The 17,919-nt window shown below is 60.8% G+C and carries 13 protein-coding genes and 3 pseudogenes; 6 read left to right on the plus strand and 10 right to left on the minus strand.

All coding sequences use genetic code 11. From position 1 onward, the window contains the following. Window position 1: 1 nt before the first annotated feature. Window positions 2-367 carry an ArsR/SmtB family transcription factor gene (locus O3W47_RS09170; RefSeq protein WP_065117652.1) on the minus strand — a complete coding sequence of 122 codons (366 nt, stop codon included), beginning with the start codon at window positions 365-367 and terminating at the stop codon, window positions 2-4. Window positions 368-578: 211 nt separating this feature from the next. On the opposite strand from O3W47_RS09170, the gene O3W47_RS09175 reads away from it, so the two are divergent. Genes O3W47_RS09175 through O3W47_RS09190 form a run of 4 tightly spaced genes read left to right on the plus strand, consistent with a single transcriptional unit; the run spans window position 579 to window position 5,445 of the window. Then, window positions 579-1,445 (plus strand): ABC transporter substrate-binding protein, encoded by an 867-nt coding sequence (locus O3W47_RS09175; protein ID WP_269313518.1) that lies wholly within the window; start codon window positions 579-581, stop codon window positions 1,443-1,445. After that, complete coding sequence (locus tag O3W47_RS09180; protein ID WP_065117654.1) at window positions 1,442-2,569, plus strand: LLM class flavin-dependent oxidoreductase; 1,128 nt, start codon at window positions 1,442-1,444, stop codon at window positions 2,567-2,569. Before O3W47_RS09175 ends, O3W47_RS09180 begins: the two co-directional genes overlap by 4 nt. A gap of 28 nt (window positions 2,570-2,597) precedes the next feature. Next, a complete protein-coding gene (locus tag O3W47_RS09185; protein WP_269313519.1) occupies window positions 2,598-4,430 on the plus strand; it encodes a TRAP transporter large permease in 1,833 nt (610 codons plus the stop codon). A 16-nt stretch (window positions 4,431-4,446) separates the two neighbouring features. Continuing rightward, entirely contained in the window at window positions 4,447-5,445 is a 999-nt protein-coding gene (locus tag O3W47_RS09190; RefSeq protein WP_065117656.1) for a TRAP transporter substrate-binding protein, read from the plus strand. 68 nt (window positions 5,446-5,513) lie between these two features. On the opposite strand, the gene aztD is transcribed toward O3W47_RS09190, so the two are convergent. Further along, window positions 5,514-6,764, minus strand: coding sequence for a zinc metallochaperone AztD (gene aztD / locus O3W47_RS09195; protein WP_269313520.1), 1,251 nt, complete (start codon window positions 6,762-6,764; stop codon window positions 5,514-5,516). A gap of 276 nt (window positions 6,765-7,040) precedes the next feature. Continuing rightward, window positions 7,041-8,550, minus strand: a pseudogene (locus tag O3W47_RS09200) (aldehyde dehydrogenase (NADP(+))). Between the two features lie 244 nt (window positions 8,551-8,794). Between O3W47_RS09200 and O3W47_RS09205 the strand changes: the two are divergent. Continuing rightward, window positions 8,795-9,145: pseudogene (locus tag O3W47_RS09205) on the plus strand (antibiotic resistance protein VanZ); the annotation flags it as partial. A 157-nt stretch (window positions 9,146-9,302) separates the two neighbouring features. On the opposite strand, the gene uxuA reads toward O3W47_RS09205, so the two are convergent. The 7 genes and pseudogenes from uxuA to O3W47_RS09240 form a co-directional block, all read right to left on the minus strand. Continuing rightward, window positions 9,303-10,511, minus strand: a complete 1,209-nt coding sequence (gene uxuA, locus O3W47_RS09210; protein ID WP_127755853.1) for a mannonate dehydratase — start codon at window positions 10,509-10,511, stop codon at window positions 9,303-9,305. Window positions 10,512-10,527: 16 nt separating this feature from the next. After that, window positions 10,528-11,574 (minus strand): L-idonate 5-dehydrogenase, encoded by a 1,047-nt coding sequence (locus tag O3W47_RS09215; protein WP_269313521.1) that lies wholly within the window; start codon window positions 11,572-11,574, stop codon window positions 10,528-10,530. Window positions 11,575-11,890: 316 nt separating this feature from the next. Then, complete coding sequence (locus tag O3W47_RS09220) at window positions 11,891-13,297, minus strand: TRAP transporter large permease (protein WP_035220793.1); 1,407 nt, start codon at window positions 13,295-13,297, stop codon at window positions 11,891-11,893. A 4-nt stretch (window positions 13,298-13,301) separates the two neighbouring features. After that, window positions 13,302-13,874: a TRAP transporter small permease gene (locus O3W47_RS09225; protein ID WP_059758143.1), complete on the minus strand. Its 573-nt coding sequence runs from the start codon at window positions 13,872-13,874 to the stop codon at window positions 13,302-13,304. Between the two features lie 60 nt (window positions 13,875-13,934). Next, window positions 13,935-14,909: a sialic acid TRAP transporter substrate-binding protein SiaP gene (locus tag O3W47_RS09230; protein ID WP_269313522.1), complete on the minus strand. Its 975-nt coding sequence runs from the start codon at window positions 14,907-14,909 to the stop codon at window positions 13,935-13,937. Between the two features lie 63 nt (window positions 14,910-14,972). Continuing rightward, window positions 14,973-15,688: pseudogene (locus O3W47_RS09235) on the minus strand (FadR/GntR family transcriptional regulator). 389 nt (window positions 15,689-16,077) lie between these two features. After that, complete coding sequence (locus O3W47_RS09240) at window positions 16,078-16,764, minus strand: HAD family hydrolase (protein ID WP_269313523.1); 687 nt, start codon at window positions 16,762-16,764, stop codon at window positions 16,078-16,080. A gap of 406 nt (window positions 16,765-17,170) precedes the next feature. On the opposite strand from O3W47_RS09240, the gene minC reads away from it, so the two are divergent. Further along, window positions 17,171-17,899: a septum site-determining protein MinC gene (gene minC, locus O3W47_RS09245; protein WP_161987806.1), complete on the plus strand. Its 729-nt coding sequence runs from the start codon at window positions 17,171-17,173 to the stop codon at window positions 17,897-17,899. The last annotated feature ends 20 nt before the right edge of the window (window positions 17,900-17,919 follow it).

Here is a 17,919-nt window from a genome sequence, read left to right on the forward strand (position 1 = left end):
GTCAGTCGAACATCGCCTCATCCAGCGGCAGGGCGCGACGGCCTTTCTTGCCCGTCACATCGGAAAGGTCCTTGTAAAGACCACGCAGGGTCAGAACCAGCTGGATAATGCGTGGGTCGGTGACACGATAGATCACCGCCTTGCCTTCCCGTGTGCCTTCAATGATACCGGCATCGCGCAATTCGGCGAGCTGCTGCGAAAGCGTTGGCTGCTGGATACCAAGTTCGTATTCCAGTGCGGAAACGGACGCTTCCGTTTCCATGAGGTAACAGACGATGGCCAGACGGTTGGCGTTGGCGACAAGCTTCAAAAGCTCGCTCGCTTCCACCACGCTGCGGCAGATGAGATTGGAAACCGGTTTCGTCACAACTACTGGTCCCTGTTTCAGACTATAAAAAAGTAAATTGTATGGTGATAAATTTCAATGGCTTGATGCAGGTCGTTTTTAGTCGGCTGCAGAATTTTTAAAATCTACAGGATTAGTGGATTTCTCTTTCGCTTTCCGACCGAGGATCGCCAAAACGTTCCTCGAAAACACTCTATAAAAAAGTAGATTGATTGCGAAATGAGGTGTCGACATGAAAATCGGGGTCCATCCCAACAATCTGCATTTGCGGCTCGCCCGGCTCTGGCCCGGCGCTTTCGAGCAATTTAATCCGGCATTCGTGACCTATCGCGAAGGACGCGATACGGCGGCTCTGCTGGAAAAGGGCGACATCCATTTCGGTGGCACCGGCTCGACGCCGCCCATTGAAGCGGATGCGCGCGGGCTTTCGGCGGTCTATATCGCCGCTTCCGCGCCGAGGCCCGCCAATGGCGCGATCCTCGTGCGGCGCGACAGCCCGATCCGCTCAACCGCTGATCTCTCGGGAAAGCGAATTTCGCTGATCGATGGATCGTTTCACACCTATCTTCTGGCCCGCAGCCTGGAAGGGGCGGGGCTTAGTCTTGTCGATGTGACGCGGATTGAAAGCGGTGACAGCGACAGCCTGCTCGACCTCGTGGAAGGCCGTGTCGATGCCTGGGTAACGATGTCGCCACGGCTGGAAAAGGCCCTGACCCATGAGGAGATCAGCCTTCTGGTCCGCTGCGGTTCAACCATTCCCAACCGCTCGCTGTTCTGGACGCTGGCGCGTCACAATATAGCGCAGGAGACACGACAGGCGATTGCGGCCGAACTGGACCGCGTCGGTCGCGCCGTCATGGCGGATATCGACAGGGCTGCGGCGCTGCTTGCCGCCGAACCGGGCAGTGAGGGTGATGCGGCATCCTGGGCGAAGGTGCTGCGCTCACGCGATCTTTCCGTGGTGCCCGCCACTGAAAATATCCTTGCCGAACAGCAGGAGGAGGCCGATACGCTTTACAGGCACGGCCATTTTTCTTTACCGGTTCAGACCGGGCAAAGCCCGGCCCCGCAATCAGCCAGCGTCGGAGGCGACAGATGAATGTTTTCTGGTACATGTGCGCACCCGACGGCGCCTATCCCTGGCAGCCGGAAGGCTCCCGCAAGGTTGATCTCGGTTATTACAGGCAGCTGGCACTGGCTTACGATCAGCTGGGTTACACCGGCGCGCTGTTTGCCACCGGCGCGCATGATGTCTGGGTTCTGGCGGGCGCACTGCTCTCCCATACCGAGCGGCTGAAACTGCTGGTCGCCATCCATCCGGGCCTGATCGCGCCGACGCTGCTTGCCAAGATGGCGGCGACGCTTCAGGAGTTTTCGCGCGGCCGCCTGCTGATCAATGTCGTCTCTGGCGATGCGAAAATGCTCGGCGCTTACGGCATGACCATGCCGCATGACGAGCGGTACGATATGGCGGATGAATATCTGCAGATCTGGCACCGGCTTTTCGCCGGCGAGACGGTGGATTTCAAGGGGCGGCATTTCCAGACCGAGGGCGCGAAGCTCGCGCTGCCGGTGGGGCAGGGCATCGAGCCGCCGCCCCTGTGGTTCGGCGGTTCTTCGGACAAGGCCATCGATGTTGCCGCCAAACATGTCGAGACCTACCTCTCCTGGGGTGAAACGCCCGATCAGATCGGCGCGAAGGTCGATCTCGTCAAGGCGCGGGCAGAACAGCTTGGCCGCGAACTGGAATATGGCATTCGGCTCTATGTCATCGTGCGTGATACCGATGAAGAGGCCTGGGCCGCCGCTGCCGACCTTTACGGGCGCATGGATGAGCGCGCGATTGCCGCCAACCAGCGTTTTGTCGGCAAGACCGATTCCGTCGGCCAGCAGCGCATGACGGCGATGCATGGCGGGCAGAAGCCGGAAAACCTGCGCGATCTGGAAATCGCCCCCAATCTCTGGGCCGGCATCGGGCTTGTCCGTCCGGGCCCGGGAACCGCGATTGTCGGTTCGCCGGATACTGTCATCCGCACGCTGGAAGCCTATAAGAAGGCGGGCGTGAACACCTTTATCCTCTCGGGCATGCCATTGCTGGAGGAAGCCTTCCGCTTCGGCGAAAAGGTCCTGCCACGCCTCGATGTATCGCGGGAAGTGTCAGCGGCGAAACAATTCACCTGGTCGACCCTGTTCGACCGCGACCTCTCGGCCAAGGCCTCCTGAGCATGGTGCGGGAGTGGAGAAGAACAACATGACGGCAAGTCCGGCAACAACAATCGCGCAACGGCGCTTCGGTCCACAACGCGTGGCCGAACGGGCGCTTGCCGTTCTGGACAAGGCGCTGGGTGCGGTTGCCGCAGCCATCCTTGCAACGCTTCTTGTGGTTGTGCTGGTCAATGTCGCCCTGCGATATCTGTTCCATACCGGTTTCATCGGCGCGGAAGATCTGGGCATCTGGCTCAATGTGGCGATGATCGCGGTCGGCGCGCCGCTCAGCCTCAAGAGCGCTCTGGCCATGCGGCTGGATGTATTCGTGCGCTTCCTGCCGGAACGTTTTCATGCCGCAACCGAAGTTCTGGCCGATGCCTTTTCCTTTGTCGCAGCCCTCATCCTCGCTTTCGGCGGGGTGGAGATTGCGGCCATGCTGGGTGGCACATCGCCAACGCTCGGTCTGCCGGAATGGGTGCGCTTCGGTTTTCTCGGTGCAGGCGGCGCGCTGATCTTTGTCTATCTGGCGCTTCAACGGGTCGGTGAAGGCAAGGCGCTTGCCGTTCTGCTCTCCGTCGCCATCGCGGTCGTTTCTTATGTGGGCCTGCCGGAACTGTTTATCGATACGAGCCTGCCGCCGAGCCTGTTTCTGGCGCTGACGGCGGCCGTGGGGCTGGTTCTGGCCGCACCGCTTGCCCATGCCTTCCTTGCCGCCGCCTATGTGGCGATTGCCTTTGGCAGCACCTTGCCGGAGCCGGCCATCGTGTCCTCGACGGTGACGGGCATGTCGAAATTCCTGCTGCTGGCCATTCCCTTCTTCCTGCTGGCCGGCAGCCTGCTGACGGAATCAGGCGTCGCCAACCAGCTGGTTCGTTTTGCAGCCTCCATGGTCGGCCACCGGCGGGCAGGGCTGGCGCAGACGACGCTTCTGACCAGCGTGCTGTTTTCCGGCGCATCCGGCTCCTCGGTCGCCAATGCCGCCTTCGGCGCTTCCACCTTCCAGCCGGAACTGGTGAAGCACGGCTATCCGCCGGCGCAGGCGGGCGCGATCATTGCCGCTACCTCGGTGCTGGACAATGTCATTCCGCCTTCCATCGCCTTTCTCATCCTTGCAACGGCCACCAACCTGTCGGTCGGCTCGTTGCTGGTTGGCGGCTTCTTCGCGGGTGGGCTTATGGCAATCTGCCTTGCGGCGGCGATCCATCTCAGCGTGCGCAGCGTCGATACCCTGCCGCGGGCGACAGGCAGCGAACGCTGGCGTTCGGCCGTGGCTGCGATACCTGCCTTCGGGCTTGGCGTCATCGTGGTGGTCGGCATCCGCATCGGCGTCGTCACCACCACGGAAGCTGCGGCCCTTGCCGCCCTCTACACGCTGTTTCTCGGTTTCGGTTACCGGCTGGGCGCGGGCCGCATTTTCGCGACCTTCCGCCAGTCGGCGGGTGAGGCGGCGGCCATCGGTCTTCTGATCGGCACGGCGGGGCCTTTCGCCTTCCTGCTGGCGGTGGACAATGTCTCCGGCCTCGTCACCGATTTTGTGACGCTTCTGGGCGGCAGCAAGATTGCGGTGCTCCTGCTCTCCAACCTCATCCTGCTCGTGGTTGGTCTGGTGCTGGATATTGGTGCTGCCATCCTGCTGTTCGGGCCGATCCTGCTGCCTGCTGCCGTGGCAGCCGGCATTGATCCCATCCATTTCGGCGTCATTCTCGTGGTCAATCTGATGATCCATGGCCTGACACCGCCGCTCGGCATGCTGATCTTCGTGGTCAGCGGCGTCACCCGCATTCCGGCGACAGCACTTTTCCGGGCCGTCGTTCCCTATCTCGTCTCGCTTCTCGTTTCCCTCGCCATTTTGTGCGCTTGGGCCATTTTCTTCTAAATTTGGGGTTTCAATCATGACTATTATCGATCGCCGCAATCTCCTCAAACTCTCCGCCATCGGCGCCGCAACGCTCGCCGCGCCTGCCTTTGTGCGCACGGCAAATGCCAGAACCCGCAGCCTCACCGTTGCCTCGCTGTTTGCCGATGACAAGCCGGAGACGAAAATCTGGGTGAAGATCAGCGAGCTGGTGGAGGCGAAGCTGCCCGGCCGTTTCCGTTTCAACATCGTCAAGAGCGGTGCGCTGGGCGGTGAAAAGGAAGTGGCGGAAAATATCCGCCTGGGCTCGGTTCAGGCGAGCCTTTCGACAGTCTCCTCGCTCTCCGGCTGGGTGCCGGAACTGCAGATACTCGATCTGCCTTTCCTGTTTCGCGATGCCGACCACGTGCGCAAGGTGGTGACGGGCGAGACTGGCACTGATCTGAAGACGAAGCTCGCCGCCCAGCAATTCATCGCCGCCGATTTCATCAATTACGGCGCACGCCATCTTCTGACCAAGGAGCCGGTAACCCGGCCGGAGCAGCTGGAAGGCAAGAAGATCCGCGTCATCCAGAGCCCGCTGCACACCAAGCTGTGGAGCGCCTTCGGCACCACCCCGGTCGGTATCCCGATCACCGAGACCTATAATGCGCTGGCAACCGGCGTGGCTGATGCCATGGATCTCACCAAATCCGCTTATGCCGGCTTCAAGCTTTACGAGGTCGTGCCCTATCTGACGGAAACCGGCCACATCTGGGCTTCAGGCGTCGTCTATTACGGTGCGACCTTCTGGAACCAGCTGGATGACGAAGAGAAGAAGGTTCTCCTGGAAGCATCGAGCGAAGGCGCGCAATATTTCAACCAGCTGATCGTCGAGGACGAAGTAAAGTCCGTCGAGCTTGCGCTTTCGAAGGGCGGCAAGGTGCTGCAGCCGGAAGCACTGGACGAATGGCGCAAGGGCGCGCAGGGCGTCTGGCAGGATTTCTCCGGCATTGTTGGCGGCATCGAGAAGATACAGGCTGTGCAGTCGGCCTGATAATACGGCCCATCAAAATCAGGAAACCCCGTGCGTCCTTCGGGCGCACGGGGTTTCTTTGTTCGGTATCAGTGCGAAGCGCCGGAGCCGCCAACGGCAACGATGGAGTAAGGCTGGCCTTCCACCGCAAGCGTACGGGTTTCCTTCAGGCTTTCCGCATCCACCACGCGCACCAGCGAATGGCGTGGATCGGAAATTGCGACCTGCCCGTCGGCAACGGCGAGACGCGGACGCGGATCGCGCCAATGGCCATCCTTGCTGTAGGGTTCGGTCACCTTCGCCTTGCGGGTGATGGCGCCTTCCAGCACGTCAAGCACATGCAGGTCGCCATCTTCCGTCAGGATATAGGCATTGCGCGGATTGGCGGGGTCGAGGATGAAATCGACGCGCCGGGTCGGCAGTTCCACCAGGCGGAAGGCGTCCTTGCTGTCAGGATCGATCAGGACGACCTTGTCCTCACCGTAGTTTCCAAGGAAAAACTGCATGGATTTGCCGCCGAGCAGCGTGCCGGTATAGGCTTTCGGGAAATCTTCCGGATAGGCCAGCATTTCGAGCTTCGGACCATCCGTGCCGCCCGGCCGGGCAACGAGAATGCCTTCCTTGCAGCCAAAGGCCGCAAGCCGTGCGGATGTCGCCTCGCCGTGCAGATCGGTGCATGTCGCCTGTTCACCAACCTGCTTGCCTTCCCTGTCAAGAGCGCGCAGCCCGATGCGGGGCGGCAGCGTGTCGGGTTTGGTTTCGATCTGCGTGTTGGGTACGGACACCAGAACGTAACGGCCCATCGTCACCGCCACGCCGTGATGCGGGGCGGTCGTATCGATGGTGCGGACCTTTGCCTTGCCGTCCAGCAGGGCTGCCTCATCGATGATTTCAGCCTTGCCGCCACGGTCGTAGAACAGGATGGCATGGTCATCATGCGGCACGACGTGGAACGGGCGTTTGCCTTCGAAGGTAACGGGCAGCAGCGCCGTATCCTCCACATCCAGATCGCGGTGTTCACCGTGGTCGGAAAAGACGATGCCGGTCTTGATCACATGCACGATATCCGAATCTGACTGTGTGGCGAAAACAGTCTTGCCGGAGGCGCTGGCGGTCAGCGCCGCATAGCCCTTCAGGTCGTAGCGTCCGAGTTCCTTGCCGGTTTCGAAATTGATCGCGCGCACCACCGGCTGGGTGTGATCGGCAATGAAGAGACGCCATTCCTTGACGCTGTCGCCGCTTTCTTCCGCCTGCGCCACGCCAGAGGCGAGCGGCAGGGTGAGGGCAAGGCACGTGGCAAGCGCGCTCATGCCAAGGTGCTGTTGAAGGGAAAATCTCATGGTGTTCCTTCCAGACGTTATCATCCCCGTGCGGATACGAACCGCTATCGGTTCTGAAGGATGATTGTAATGTTATTACGTTACGAGATTGCGTATTAGCATTACGTGCGGGGGCGATGTCAACCGATGCCGACGTCCTGGTGCGGAAAAATCTGGATGGGGCCCGTGAGGCGGGGGAGGGAGGCGGGCGACGCTTCAGCGTCAGGCCGTATTTCCCGAATAGCGGTAAAGCCGAATAAAAAGGCAGGCGCATCGCTGCGCCTGCCTCAATCAGTTTTAGCGGATATCGTCAGGCAGAACATCCGAAGGGATGTTCTGGTAGGAAACCGGGCGCATGAAGCGGCGGATCGACATGGTGCCAACAGAGGTTGCGCCGAAGTTCGTCGATGCCGGGTAAGGGCCGCCATGAACCATGGCTTCGGAGACTTCCACGCCGGTCGGGAAACCATTGGCGAGAACGCGGCCGGCCTTGCGCTCAAGGATCGGCAGCAGCTTGCGGCCAAGCTCGGCGTCGCCGGCATCCAGATGCAGGGTTGCGGTCAGCTGGCCTTCGAAGCTCTTTGCGACTTCCAGCATTTCTTCCGGGCTATCGACTGTCACGATGAGGCCGAGCGGTCCGAAGACTTCTTCGGCAAGAGCGTGGTTGGCAACCCAGTCCTTGCCGGAAACCCGGTACAGATAAGGCGTCGCATTGCGCAGGTTGCAGGTGGTGGTCAGCACGTCGCGCACGCCGTGGCCGGCGGCGATACGGTCGCGGCCGTCGCGATAGGCGGCGGCGATACCATCCGTCAGCATGACCTGCGGGCCGACTTCGGAAAGCGCGGCACGTGCGGTTTCAGCAACCGCATCCGCCTGCTCGGAGAGAATGACGGCGATGCCGGGATTGGTGCAGAACTGGCCCGCACCCATGGTCAGCGAACCGGCCCAGCCCTTGGCGATGGCCTCACCGCGAGCGGAAACGGCTTCCGGCAGCAGGAACATCGGGTTCACGGAGCCGAGTTCGCCGAAGAAGGGGATCGGCTCGGGGCGCTGGGCGCACAGATCGAACAGCGCGCGGCCGCCGGCGAGCGAACCGGTGAAACCGACCGCCTTGATGCGCGGATGCTGCACGAGCGCGGAACCGACATCGCGGCGGCCGCCCTGGATCAGCGAGAAGACGCCGGGATGCAGATTGTGCTTCTTGACGGCGGCGAGAACGGCTTCGGCAACGATTTCGCCGGTGCCGGGATGGGCGGAATGGCCCTTGACGACGACGGGGCAGCCGGCGGCCAGAGCAGCAGCGGTATCACCACCGGCCGTGGAAAAGGCGAGCGGGAAGTTCGACGCGCCGAAGACGGCGACGGGGCCGATCGGGCGCTGCATCAGGCGGATATCCGGGCGCGGCAGCGGCTGGCGATCCGGCAGCGCTTCGTCGTGGCGGCGGTCGAGATAGTCACCCTTGCGGATATGCGAGGCAAAAAGGCGGAGCTGGCCAACGGTGCGGCCACGTTCGCCCTGCAGGCGTCCGGCGGGCAGGCCGGTCTCGGACGAGCCGATTTCGGTGATGGCGTCGGCGCGTGCTTCGATCTCATCGGCGATGGTGTCGAGGAATGCGGCGCGCTCTTCGCGGGTGGTGTAGCCGTAGCTCCAGAAGGCTTCTTCCGCAGCTTCACACCGCATTCACCAGATCGACCGTGCCGACCGAAAAATCGAAAGCCTCGCCATGTGCAGGCTCGCTGCGGAATTTTGCTTCCGTTGCGACCCATTCTCCTGCAACCAGATGTTTGCCGTGCGGCTTGAAACTCATTGTGCTCTTCCCTGAAAATCTGATCCTGCGTGGAAAATCCACCCGACACCGCGACGATGGACCGAAAGGCGACAGCACAAACGCCATCAGCCGCGATCCTCGCCCGGTTGCCTTCTGCCTTAGCCCGTGCGGGGCCTGAGCGAAAGGCGGTTTCTCAACTATTTGACCAAAAAGTGTGATTAATTGGGCGGGACGTGAAAATGACGCGCTTCCGTTTACGCGCACGGCGCTCTATTGTGACGCCATGATGACAAATAGACTTCCGAAATATATCGCCTGGTCGGTTTTCCTGCTGATCGTGATCGTTACAATCTGCCCGATCAGCTTTCGTCCGCAAACGCTGACGACGGTGGGCATCGACCGCGCCGCGGCCTTCGCCTTCTGCTCGGCCGCCTTCGTGCTCGCCTATCCGCGTTACTGGCTGGCGATCATCGTGGCAGGCATTGCGGCGGCTTTCGGCATCGAGGCGCTGCAATTCCTGTCGCCCACCCGCCATCCGCATCTGATGGACGCCGCCGTGAAAGCCGCCGGCGTCATCGCCGGCGGGCTAGGGGCTTTTTCCTGGCTTCAGTTCAAGGCGCGATTGACCGCAGGTTCTCTCATCCGTCATTCCGGCCTTGAGCCGGAATCCAGCCAGCCCAAGTCCTTGGGCTGAAAGGAGTCTTTTCGCCGCGCGGACGCACGCCGGCTGGATTCCGGCTCGAGGCCGGAATGACGGATAGGAAGCCGATCAAACGCGGCCTCGCTTTCGCTCAGCGATCACCCTTCGTCAGCCCGAAACGGCTATGCGATAACGTGCGCTCGATACCGCGCAGCTCCGACAGCCCCTTCAGCCGGCCGATGGCGGGATAACCGGGCTGCGCACCGCGCGTCAGATCATCGAGGATTTCCTGACCGTGATCGGGCCGCATCGGAATGGTGTGGTCTTCGCGGCCTTCCGCCCGACGACGGGCTTCTTCAGTAAGCAGCGCGGCGATGACGGCGACCATGTCGGTGCCGCCTTCCAGATGCTCGTCCTCGAAGAAGGAGCAGGGCACGGTATCGGTGTCACGCGTCACATTGCGCAGATGCACGAAATGGATGCGATCGGCAAAACGGCTGGCGATGAAGGGAAGGTCGTTATCCGCCCGTGCGCCAAGCGATCCGGTGCAGAGCGTCACGCCATTGGCGCGACTGTCGACCTTTGAAAGCATGTGGGCATAGTCCGCCTCCGTCGACAGAATACGTGGCAGGCCGAGCAGCGGCCAAGGCGGATCATCACCATGGGCGCAGATGTTGATGCCCACTTCCTCGGCGACCGGTGTCACCTCGGAGAGAAAGTCGATCAGGTTCTGCTGCAGCCTTTCACGGTCGACGCCGTGATAGGAGCGCAGCTTTTCGAGAAGCTGGGCGAGTGTATAACCATCCGCCGAGCCGGGCAGGCCAGCGCCGATATTGCGCCCGAGCGCGGTGATTTTTGCATCCGGCATTTCGGCGAAGCGTTTTGCCGCTTCCTCCAGCAGCCAGTCCGGATAGTCGGCCCTGGCGTCCGGGCGCTTCAGAATGTGAATGTCGAAGGCGGCGAAATCAGGAAGGTCGAAGCGCATCGCCTTTGCGCCGTGCCTGGTTTCCCAGCGCAGATCAGTGCGGGTCCAGTCCAGCACCGGCATGAAATTATAGCAGACGGTGCGGATGCCGGAGGCGGAGAGGCGGCGCAGGGTTTCCTGCCAGTTGGCGATGTGATTTTTCCAATCCCCGGTCTGGGTCTTGATGTCTTCGGAGACGGGCACGCTTTCCACCACATCCCAATAAAGCCCACCGGCCTTGATGGCTTCATGCCGTTTGGTGATTTCATCCACCGGCCAGACATCGCCGGTGGCGATGTGGTGCAGCGCGCTGACGATGCCTTCCGCGCCCGCCTGAGCCGCATCCTGAACCGTGACCTTGTCGACTGGGCCGAACCAGCGCCATGTATGTCTCATCTTTAATCCTCAAATATCAGTCTGCGGAAAATGTTAGTTGCACCTTGCAGGCGGCGGAGCGGTCACCGGCCTGTTCAAAGGCCGCTTTCGCCTCGCCGAGCGGGAAGCTGTGGGAAATGATCGGGCGCACATCGATCCCGCGCGTGGAGATAAGCCCGGCGGCGATGGCGAATTCATCATGGAAACGCTGCGAGCCGCGCCAGAGGATTTCCTTGCCCACCAATGCATTGAGCGGAATGGTGATGTCGCCGGTGACGCCCACCTGTACGATGGTGCCGCGCGGGCGCACGCAGGCAAAGGCGGCGCGAAGTGCGGGCGCTGCGGCGGAGCAATCGAAAATGACGTCGAAATACCCCTTGTTTTCCTGATAGGGCAAAAGCGCCTCAGTGTCTTTTGCGACATTGATGGTGCGGTCGGCACCCATGGCGGGTGCGCGTTCCAGCGCGGCATTGGTGAGATCGGTCGCGACGATGGTGCCGGCGCCGGCATGGCGTGCGGCGGCAATGGTCAGAAGGCCGATGGGACCGGCGCCGGTGACCAGCACCTTCGCACCTGTCAGATCGCCGGCCTGGGCAACTGCATGCAGGCAGACGGCGAGCGGTTCGGTGCAGGCGGCCTCGGCGGGCGAGGTCGCGTCTGAAAATGTTGCGCATTGTTTTGCCGGAACCACCAGCCGGTCGCGGAACATGCCCTGCTCATGCGGCAGGCGCATGGCGCTGCCCATGAAGCGCATCTCGAGGCAATGGATGGGCTCGCCCTTCAGGCAGAAATGGCAATGGCCGCAGGGCTGGGACGGATTGACGGCGACGAGCTGGCCGATGGCGAGCCCGCTGACGCCAGCGCCCAAAGCCGCGATATGGCCGGATGCCTCATGACCGCAGATGATCGGCTCGCGCACCCGCACCGGGCCGAAACCGCCATCCTGATAATAATGCAGATCGGAGCCGCAGATGCCGCCTGCCGCCATGGTGAGCAGCACTTCGCCGGGGCCGGGAGCCACAAGCTCCTGCGTTTCGACGCGGATGTCCTTAACGCCGTGTAGACGTGCCACGCGTGTCTGCATGACGATGCCCTTTCTTTAGGTGGTTGCACTGGACACGACGTTTGAAAATCATTTGACAATCCTGCGTGTGGCTCACCCCCTTTGTCCTGCCGGACATCTCCCCCTCAAGGGGGAGATCGTTCCTTGGCGATGTCTCGCACCTCTCGACGGTCGAGAATGAAGTGGCGAGAAAGCGTCTTGCTGATCTCCCCCTTGAGGGGGAGATGTCCGGCAGGACAGAGGGGGGTGAGCCACACGCGGAATCGTCAATGATTTTCAACCATCGTGTACTGTGTTGAAACCCGCGCGGGAAACCGCGCGGGCGATGATATTGGCGTTAGCGGATCAGGCCCATTTCGGTCGGCAGCCACAGCGTGATGGCGGGAACGAAGGTGATCAGCAGCAGCGCCACGAACAACGGCACCAGCCAGGGCAGAATGGCCATGGTCGTGCGTTCGACGGAGAGTTTCGCCACGCGCGAGAGCACGAACAGCACCATGCCGAGCGGCGGATGCAACAGGCCTATCATCAGGTTGAGCGTGATGATGAGACCGAAATGCACCGGATCGATATTGAACTGCAGCACCAGCGGCAGCAGGATCGGCACGAGGATGGTGATGGCCGCAATCGTATCGAGGAAGCAGCCGACGAACAGCATCAGGAGATTGACCAGCACGAGGAAAATCCACTTGCTGTCGGTGATCGTCAGGATCGCCGCCGACAGAAGCTGCGCCGCCTGGCTGACCGTCAGCAGCCATGCGAAGACCGAGGCCGCCGCGACGATGAAGAGCACCGAAGCGGTCGTCTCAATCGTATCGAAGGTCGATTTCGCCAGCGTTTTGAAGGTCATCGTCCGGTAACGGACAAGCCCGAGGAACAACGACCAGAGGACGGCCGCAACGGCGGCTTCCGTCGGTGTGAACCAGCCCATGGTCATGCCGCCGATCAGGATGACAGGCGTCATCAGCGCCATCACGGCCGAGAAGTCGAAATACCAGTCGCAGGCGAGCAATATCACCAGGACGATCAGGATCGATAGGTTGAGCGACAGGCCAAACGCCGTGAGGATATAGATGCCGAGCGGCACCATCATCACCACGAAAACTTCGATCGACGCGCCGAAGATGGTTCTGAGGCTGAAGGGCGTATCGGAGCCCCAGCCCTTGATATAGGCGAAGACGGCAACCGTGATCATCATCAGAAGCGTCATCACGACGCCCGGAACGATGCCGGCCATGAACAGCGCGCCGATGGAGACATTCGCCATCATGCCATAGATGACGAACGGTAGCGATGGCGGGAAGATCGGGCCGAGCGTTGCGGAGGCGGCGGTGACGCCGACGGCCGCTTCGACCGGGTAACCGTGATCCTTCATAGCCTTGATTTCGATGGTGCCGATACCGGCCGCATCGGCAAGCGCGGTGCCGGACATGCCGGAAAAGATCACCGAGCCGATGATGTTGACCTGTGCAAGGCCGCCCTTCATCCAGCCGACCAGCGCGACGGCAAAGGAATAGATGCGTCCCGTCACACCCGCCGTATTCATCAGGTTGCCGGCGAGAATGAAGAAGGGAACGGCCAGAAGCGGAAAGCTTTCCACACCGGCGATCAGGCGCTGCGCCGCGATGATATCAGGCGCGACATTGTAGAAGACGATGTAGAGCAGCGAGGCCGAGGCCATCGATATCGCGACGGGCAGGCCGATCAGCATCAGGAGAAGAAAGGAGCCGATAAGAAGCAGCATGTGATCAATCCCCCGCGCTCTGGAATTCTTCGGGCCGCTCGAGCACGGAATAACCACGCTGCATATTGGCGATGAAGACCTGCACCGATCGGAAGAACATCAGAACGAAAGCGGCCAGAACCGTGTAGAAAACGATGTTGCGCGGCAACGCCACGGTGACCATCTCCTCATCGGCGACGATTTCCAGATAGCGCCACATCAGCCAGGAGGTGTAGGCGAAGAAGAGGATACGCAGCACATCGACAAGGATCGACATGGCGCGGGCCACCTGTGGCGGCACATAGTGATAAAGCACATCCACCTGGATGTGGCGCGACATGCGCACGCACATGACCGAACCCAAAAAGACGACGCCGATCAGGCAGTTGACGGCAATTTCTTCCGTCCAGGCGTAGCTGTCGTTGAGTACGTAGCGGGTGAAGAACTGAAGGAACACGCAGCCCGTCATCAGCCAGAAGAGGCCGAGCGTGACCCAGTCTTCGAATGAATAGACCTTGAGATCGACCTCCGGCGGCGCCTCGTCGAACGTATGGGCGAGTTCCTCAGGCGTGACCTGAGTATGGATTTCCTGCGACATTGAGATATCCCGTCTGGAGAGAAAGGGCGGTGCGGCAACGGGGCCGCACCGGATCTTGGCTCACTTGACGGCGCGAATGGCTTCCCAGTCGGCCTTGTCGTAACCGAAATCCTCGAACTTCACTTTTTCGAGGACGTTCTTCTCGAAGTCGGCCTTGTCCACCTCGGCCACTGTGAGGCCGCGCTTCTTGAAGTCTTCGACGAGGCTCTTTTCGCGGCTTTCGATGGTCTTGGTGGTGCGCTCGGCTGCCTGCTGCATGATTTCGGTGAAGATTTTCTTGTCTTCATCGGAGAGCTGCGACCACAGGTTCTTCGAAATCACCGTATTGAGGTGGTCGACGATATGGCCGGTCAGGACGATGTTCTTCTGCACTTCGAAGAACTTCTTCGCCTCGATGGTGGTCAGCGGGTTTTCCTGGGCGTCGACCGTGCCGTTCTGGAGAGCCAGATAGACTTCCGCAAAGGCAATCGGGGTGGTGTTGGCGCCGCAGGCGCGCGGCATGGCGAGATAGGCCGGAACGTCGGGAACGCGCATCTTCAGCCCCGCCATGTCGGCGCAGGCGGCAATCGGCTTGTTCGATGTGGTGTGACGCGTGCCGTAATAGCTGACGGCGGCGATGTGGTTGCCGGTCTTGTCTTCATAACCCTTGGCGAGCCGCTTGAAGATATCGCTCTTGGTGTAGGCGATCAGATGGCTCGGGTCGCGAAAGATATAGGGGAAGTAGGTGACGCCGATCGGCTTGAAGTCACGCGCGGCAAAGCTGGAGCCGGAAATGATGATATCGACGGTGCCGATTTTCAGGCCCTGATTGATATCGGCTTCCTTGCCGAGCTGCGAAGCCGGAAAGACATCGATCTTGTAGCGGCCTTCGGTGCGCTTGGCGATCTCTTCCGCAGCCCAGACCGAATCGGTGTGGAACGGTTCGGAGGTCTCGTAGACATGCGCCCATTTCAGCGTGGTCTGCGCCTGCGCCGCCAAGGCGGAAAGCAGGATGGCGGCTGTTGCGCCCATCAAAGTCGACAATCTGATTTTCATTCTTAACTCCTCCCGAATTAAAGCCAGATGTGCTGTTTTTTCCGTTGCCGGTTGCGGCGACGGTCACTCCTCCCCGATCGTTTCCTCCCCGAAACTCTCGGAAAATCTCTTTGCGACAGCGTCAGATGCTGCCGCATCGCCTCGCGGGCGCCTTCCGGATCGTTCGCGGCAATGGCGTCGCGGATGATCCGGTGTTCCTGCACGGCGAGGATCCAGGTATGCGGTCCCTCGAAATAGCTGGCGAGCTTTTCGAAATAGGGCGAAAGGCTGCGCTCGTCGTAGATCAGGCCGGTAAAGCGGTTGAGCGCCGAATTGCCGATGATATCGGCAATGGCGGTGTGGAAGGCGCGGTCGAGATTGAGCGCCTGCGGTGAATTGTCGAGCGCGCCGGCCATTCGTTCGATGATGTCGTCGAGCTTGACGATGCATTCCGGGGTGGCGAGCCTTGCAGCCTCTTCCGCAATCGCACTTTCGATGATGCAGCGCGCCTGCAGGATTTCGAACGGACCATGCGCATCCGGCAGCGGCGGCTTTTCCTTGGCCTGCTTGCCGGCCGCGCTGACATAGACGCCCGAACCCATGCGGATATGGATATGGCCTTCCACTTCCAGAACGATCAGCGCTTCGCGAACCGTCGGGCGGGATACGCCGAAGCGTTCGGCAAGATCCCGTTCCGCCGGCAGGCGCTGGCCTTCGGTCAGTTCCCCGCTTTCGATGAGCAAACGAATTTGTTCCGCAACCAGCCGGTAAAGGCGGCGCGGCTCCAGAGCCACAAACATGATATCCTCCCAGCGCGAAAGTCTCCCCCGTTCGCGCAAGCGGTAAGATGGTCTTACCAATTTTATTAGGACGCATTTATGCGGTGCTGTCAATTGGCCGCTGGTGGAAAATGTGGGGGAGGAGTTTGGGGCGGTTCAGCAGGTCGGGCGTTGTCTTATTCCGGGGCTTTTACCACTCCCGTCATTCCGGCTTGGTGTGGGCATTCAGCCAGCCTGAATCTTTGTGCATAAAAGGATGGTAAAGTTCGCAAACCTTGCCTCCGTCATGCTCGGGCTAGTCCCGAGCATCTGCTACCGGTCAGTTTTACGATAGGTGGTTAGATCCTCGGGACAGGCCCGAGGATGACGTCGTATGTGTTGGCTTGTTAGCCGATAGAAAGTTCGGCTTCTCAGCCTCTATTGCCCGCGAGCCTCAGAGCGCCGTTCTCACCGATGACGACATCCAGCTCACCATATCCGCCTATGGAAAGATGCGGCGTTTCGATGAGATGGGAGTGGGTGGCGTTGATGACGACCACGGTTGCGCCCATGCTTTCCCCGGCCCGAATGCCGGCGGGGGCGTCCTCGAAGACGACACAGTTTTCAGGCGCGACGCCGAGCTTTTCCGCCGCTTTTTTATATCCTTCCGGATCAGGCTTGCCGTTCACCACGTCCTCGGCGCAGATCATCACCGGAGGCGGGGTGAGGCCTGCGGCCGCCAGCCGGCGTTCGGCGAGCGCGCGGGCGGCGGAGGTGACGATGGCCCATTTGCCGGCCGGCAATTTTTCGAGAAATGCCGCAGCTTCGGGAATCTGGAGGATGCCGTCGACATCGTCCATTTCCTTCTGCAGCAGCATCGCCGCCTGTTCCGCGACATCGAGACCGGGAACGGCCTCGCGGCGCACCACTTCCGACGCGCGCATGCCATGGATGCGCTGCAGGAAAGCGTTCGGCTCTATGCCGTTGTCCACGGCCCATTCCCGCCAGACCCGCTCCACCACCGCAATCGAGTTGAGCAATGTTCCATCCATGTCGAACAGGAAGGCCGCATAGTCTTGCGAAAATATCTGGTTCTGCGGCGGGACTTTGCTGTGCATCTCATTCTTCCGTTGAAGCTGTCGGGACGCCTGTCTCTACAGCATCGGCGGAGATAACGGAATCGCTTTTCCACCTTGAAGGCATAATGCGGTCATCTGGCCGAAGGCGGATATTGTCCCGGAATCGGACGTTCGCGTGTTCCGCGACTCGCCGGGTTGGGGTAGGAGAGAAGGCGTGCCCATTCCGCGATGCTGAGCGTCAGGTTGCAGCAAGGATGAGCTGCTATCGTGAGTTCTCACAAGTGCCGGAAACGCGTTAAATCAAAAGGTAATGATGAATTTTGAATGTTTCGCATGAAGTTTTTCGGGGCGGAATTTTCTTAACGAATCCGCCGCTTCAGGGGCGGCGTTAACCATTTGTTAACCATATTCGAGGTACCTAATTGTCAACGATTTGTTTACCAAGATGACCAAAGTGCTAACAGACCAGCGTTCGATCCGTATCAAAGGCCGCTCCTTCCTCGCAGTCGTCCTGTCCCCCGAATCTCCGGTCGATCAATGGCTGGAAAGGCTCGATGATCTTGCCGCCCGTTCGGCGGGCTTCTTTCTGTCGCGTCCGGTGGTTCTGGATGTGTCGGAGCTGTCGCTTGACAAGGCGGGGCTGAAGGAGCTGCTGGCGGCGCTGACGGAGCGCAATGTCGGCATCATGGGTATCGAGGGCGTTCGCCCCTCGATGATCGAGCCGGGCATGCCGCCGTCGCTGAAGGGCGGAAAGCCCGCTTCCGATGTCGAGGTTGAGCCGGTCGCCATCGCTGCCGAGTTGCCGGAGGAAAAGCCGCGCACTGCCGGTGAGGTCAGGGCCGTCGTGCCGTCGCTGGTCATCAACGAGCCGGTTCGCTCCGGCCAGTCGATCATGTTTCCCGAGGGTGACGTGACCGTCATCGGTTCGGTCGCCTCGGGGGCGGAAATCATCGCCGGCGGTTCGGTGCATATTTACGGCGCCCTGCGCGGTCGCGCCATGGCCGGTTCGCTCGGCAATGTTTCGGCGCGCATCTTCTGCCGCAAGCTCGAAGCGGAGCTTCTGGCCATCGACGGCGTCTACAAGGTGGCCGAGGACATTGACGACAAGCTGCGCGGCCAGCCCGTTCAGCTCTGGCTGGAAAACGATACGATCAAGGCCGCAAAGCTAGGCTGATAACAGAGAAACAACACAGG

The organism is Agrobacterium sp. LMR679 (assembly GCF_027157905.1).
Taxonomy (GTDB): domain Bacteria; phylum Pseudomonadota; class Alphaproteobacteria; order Rhizobiales; family Rhizobiaceae; genus Agrobacterium; species Agrobacterium leguminum.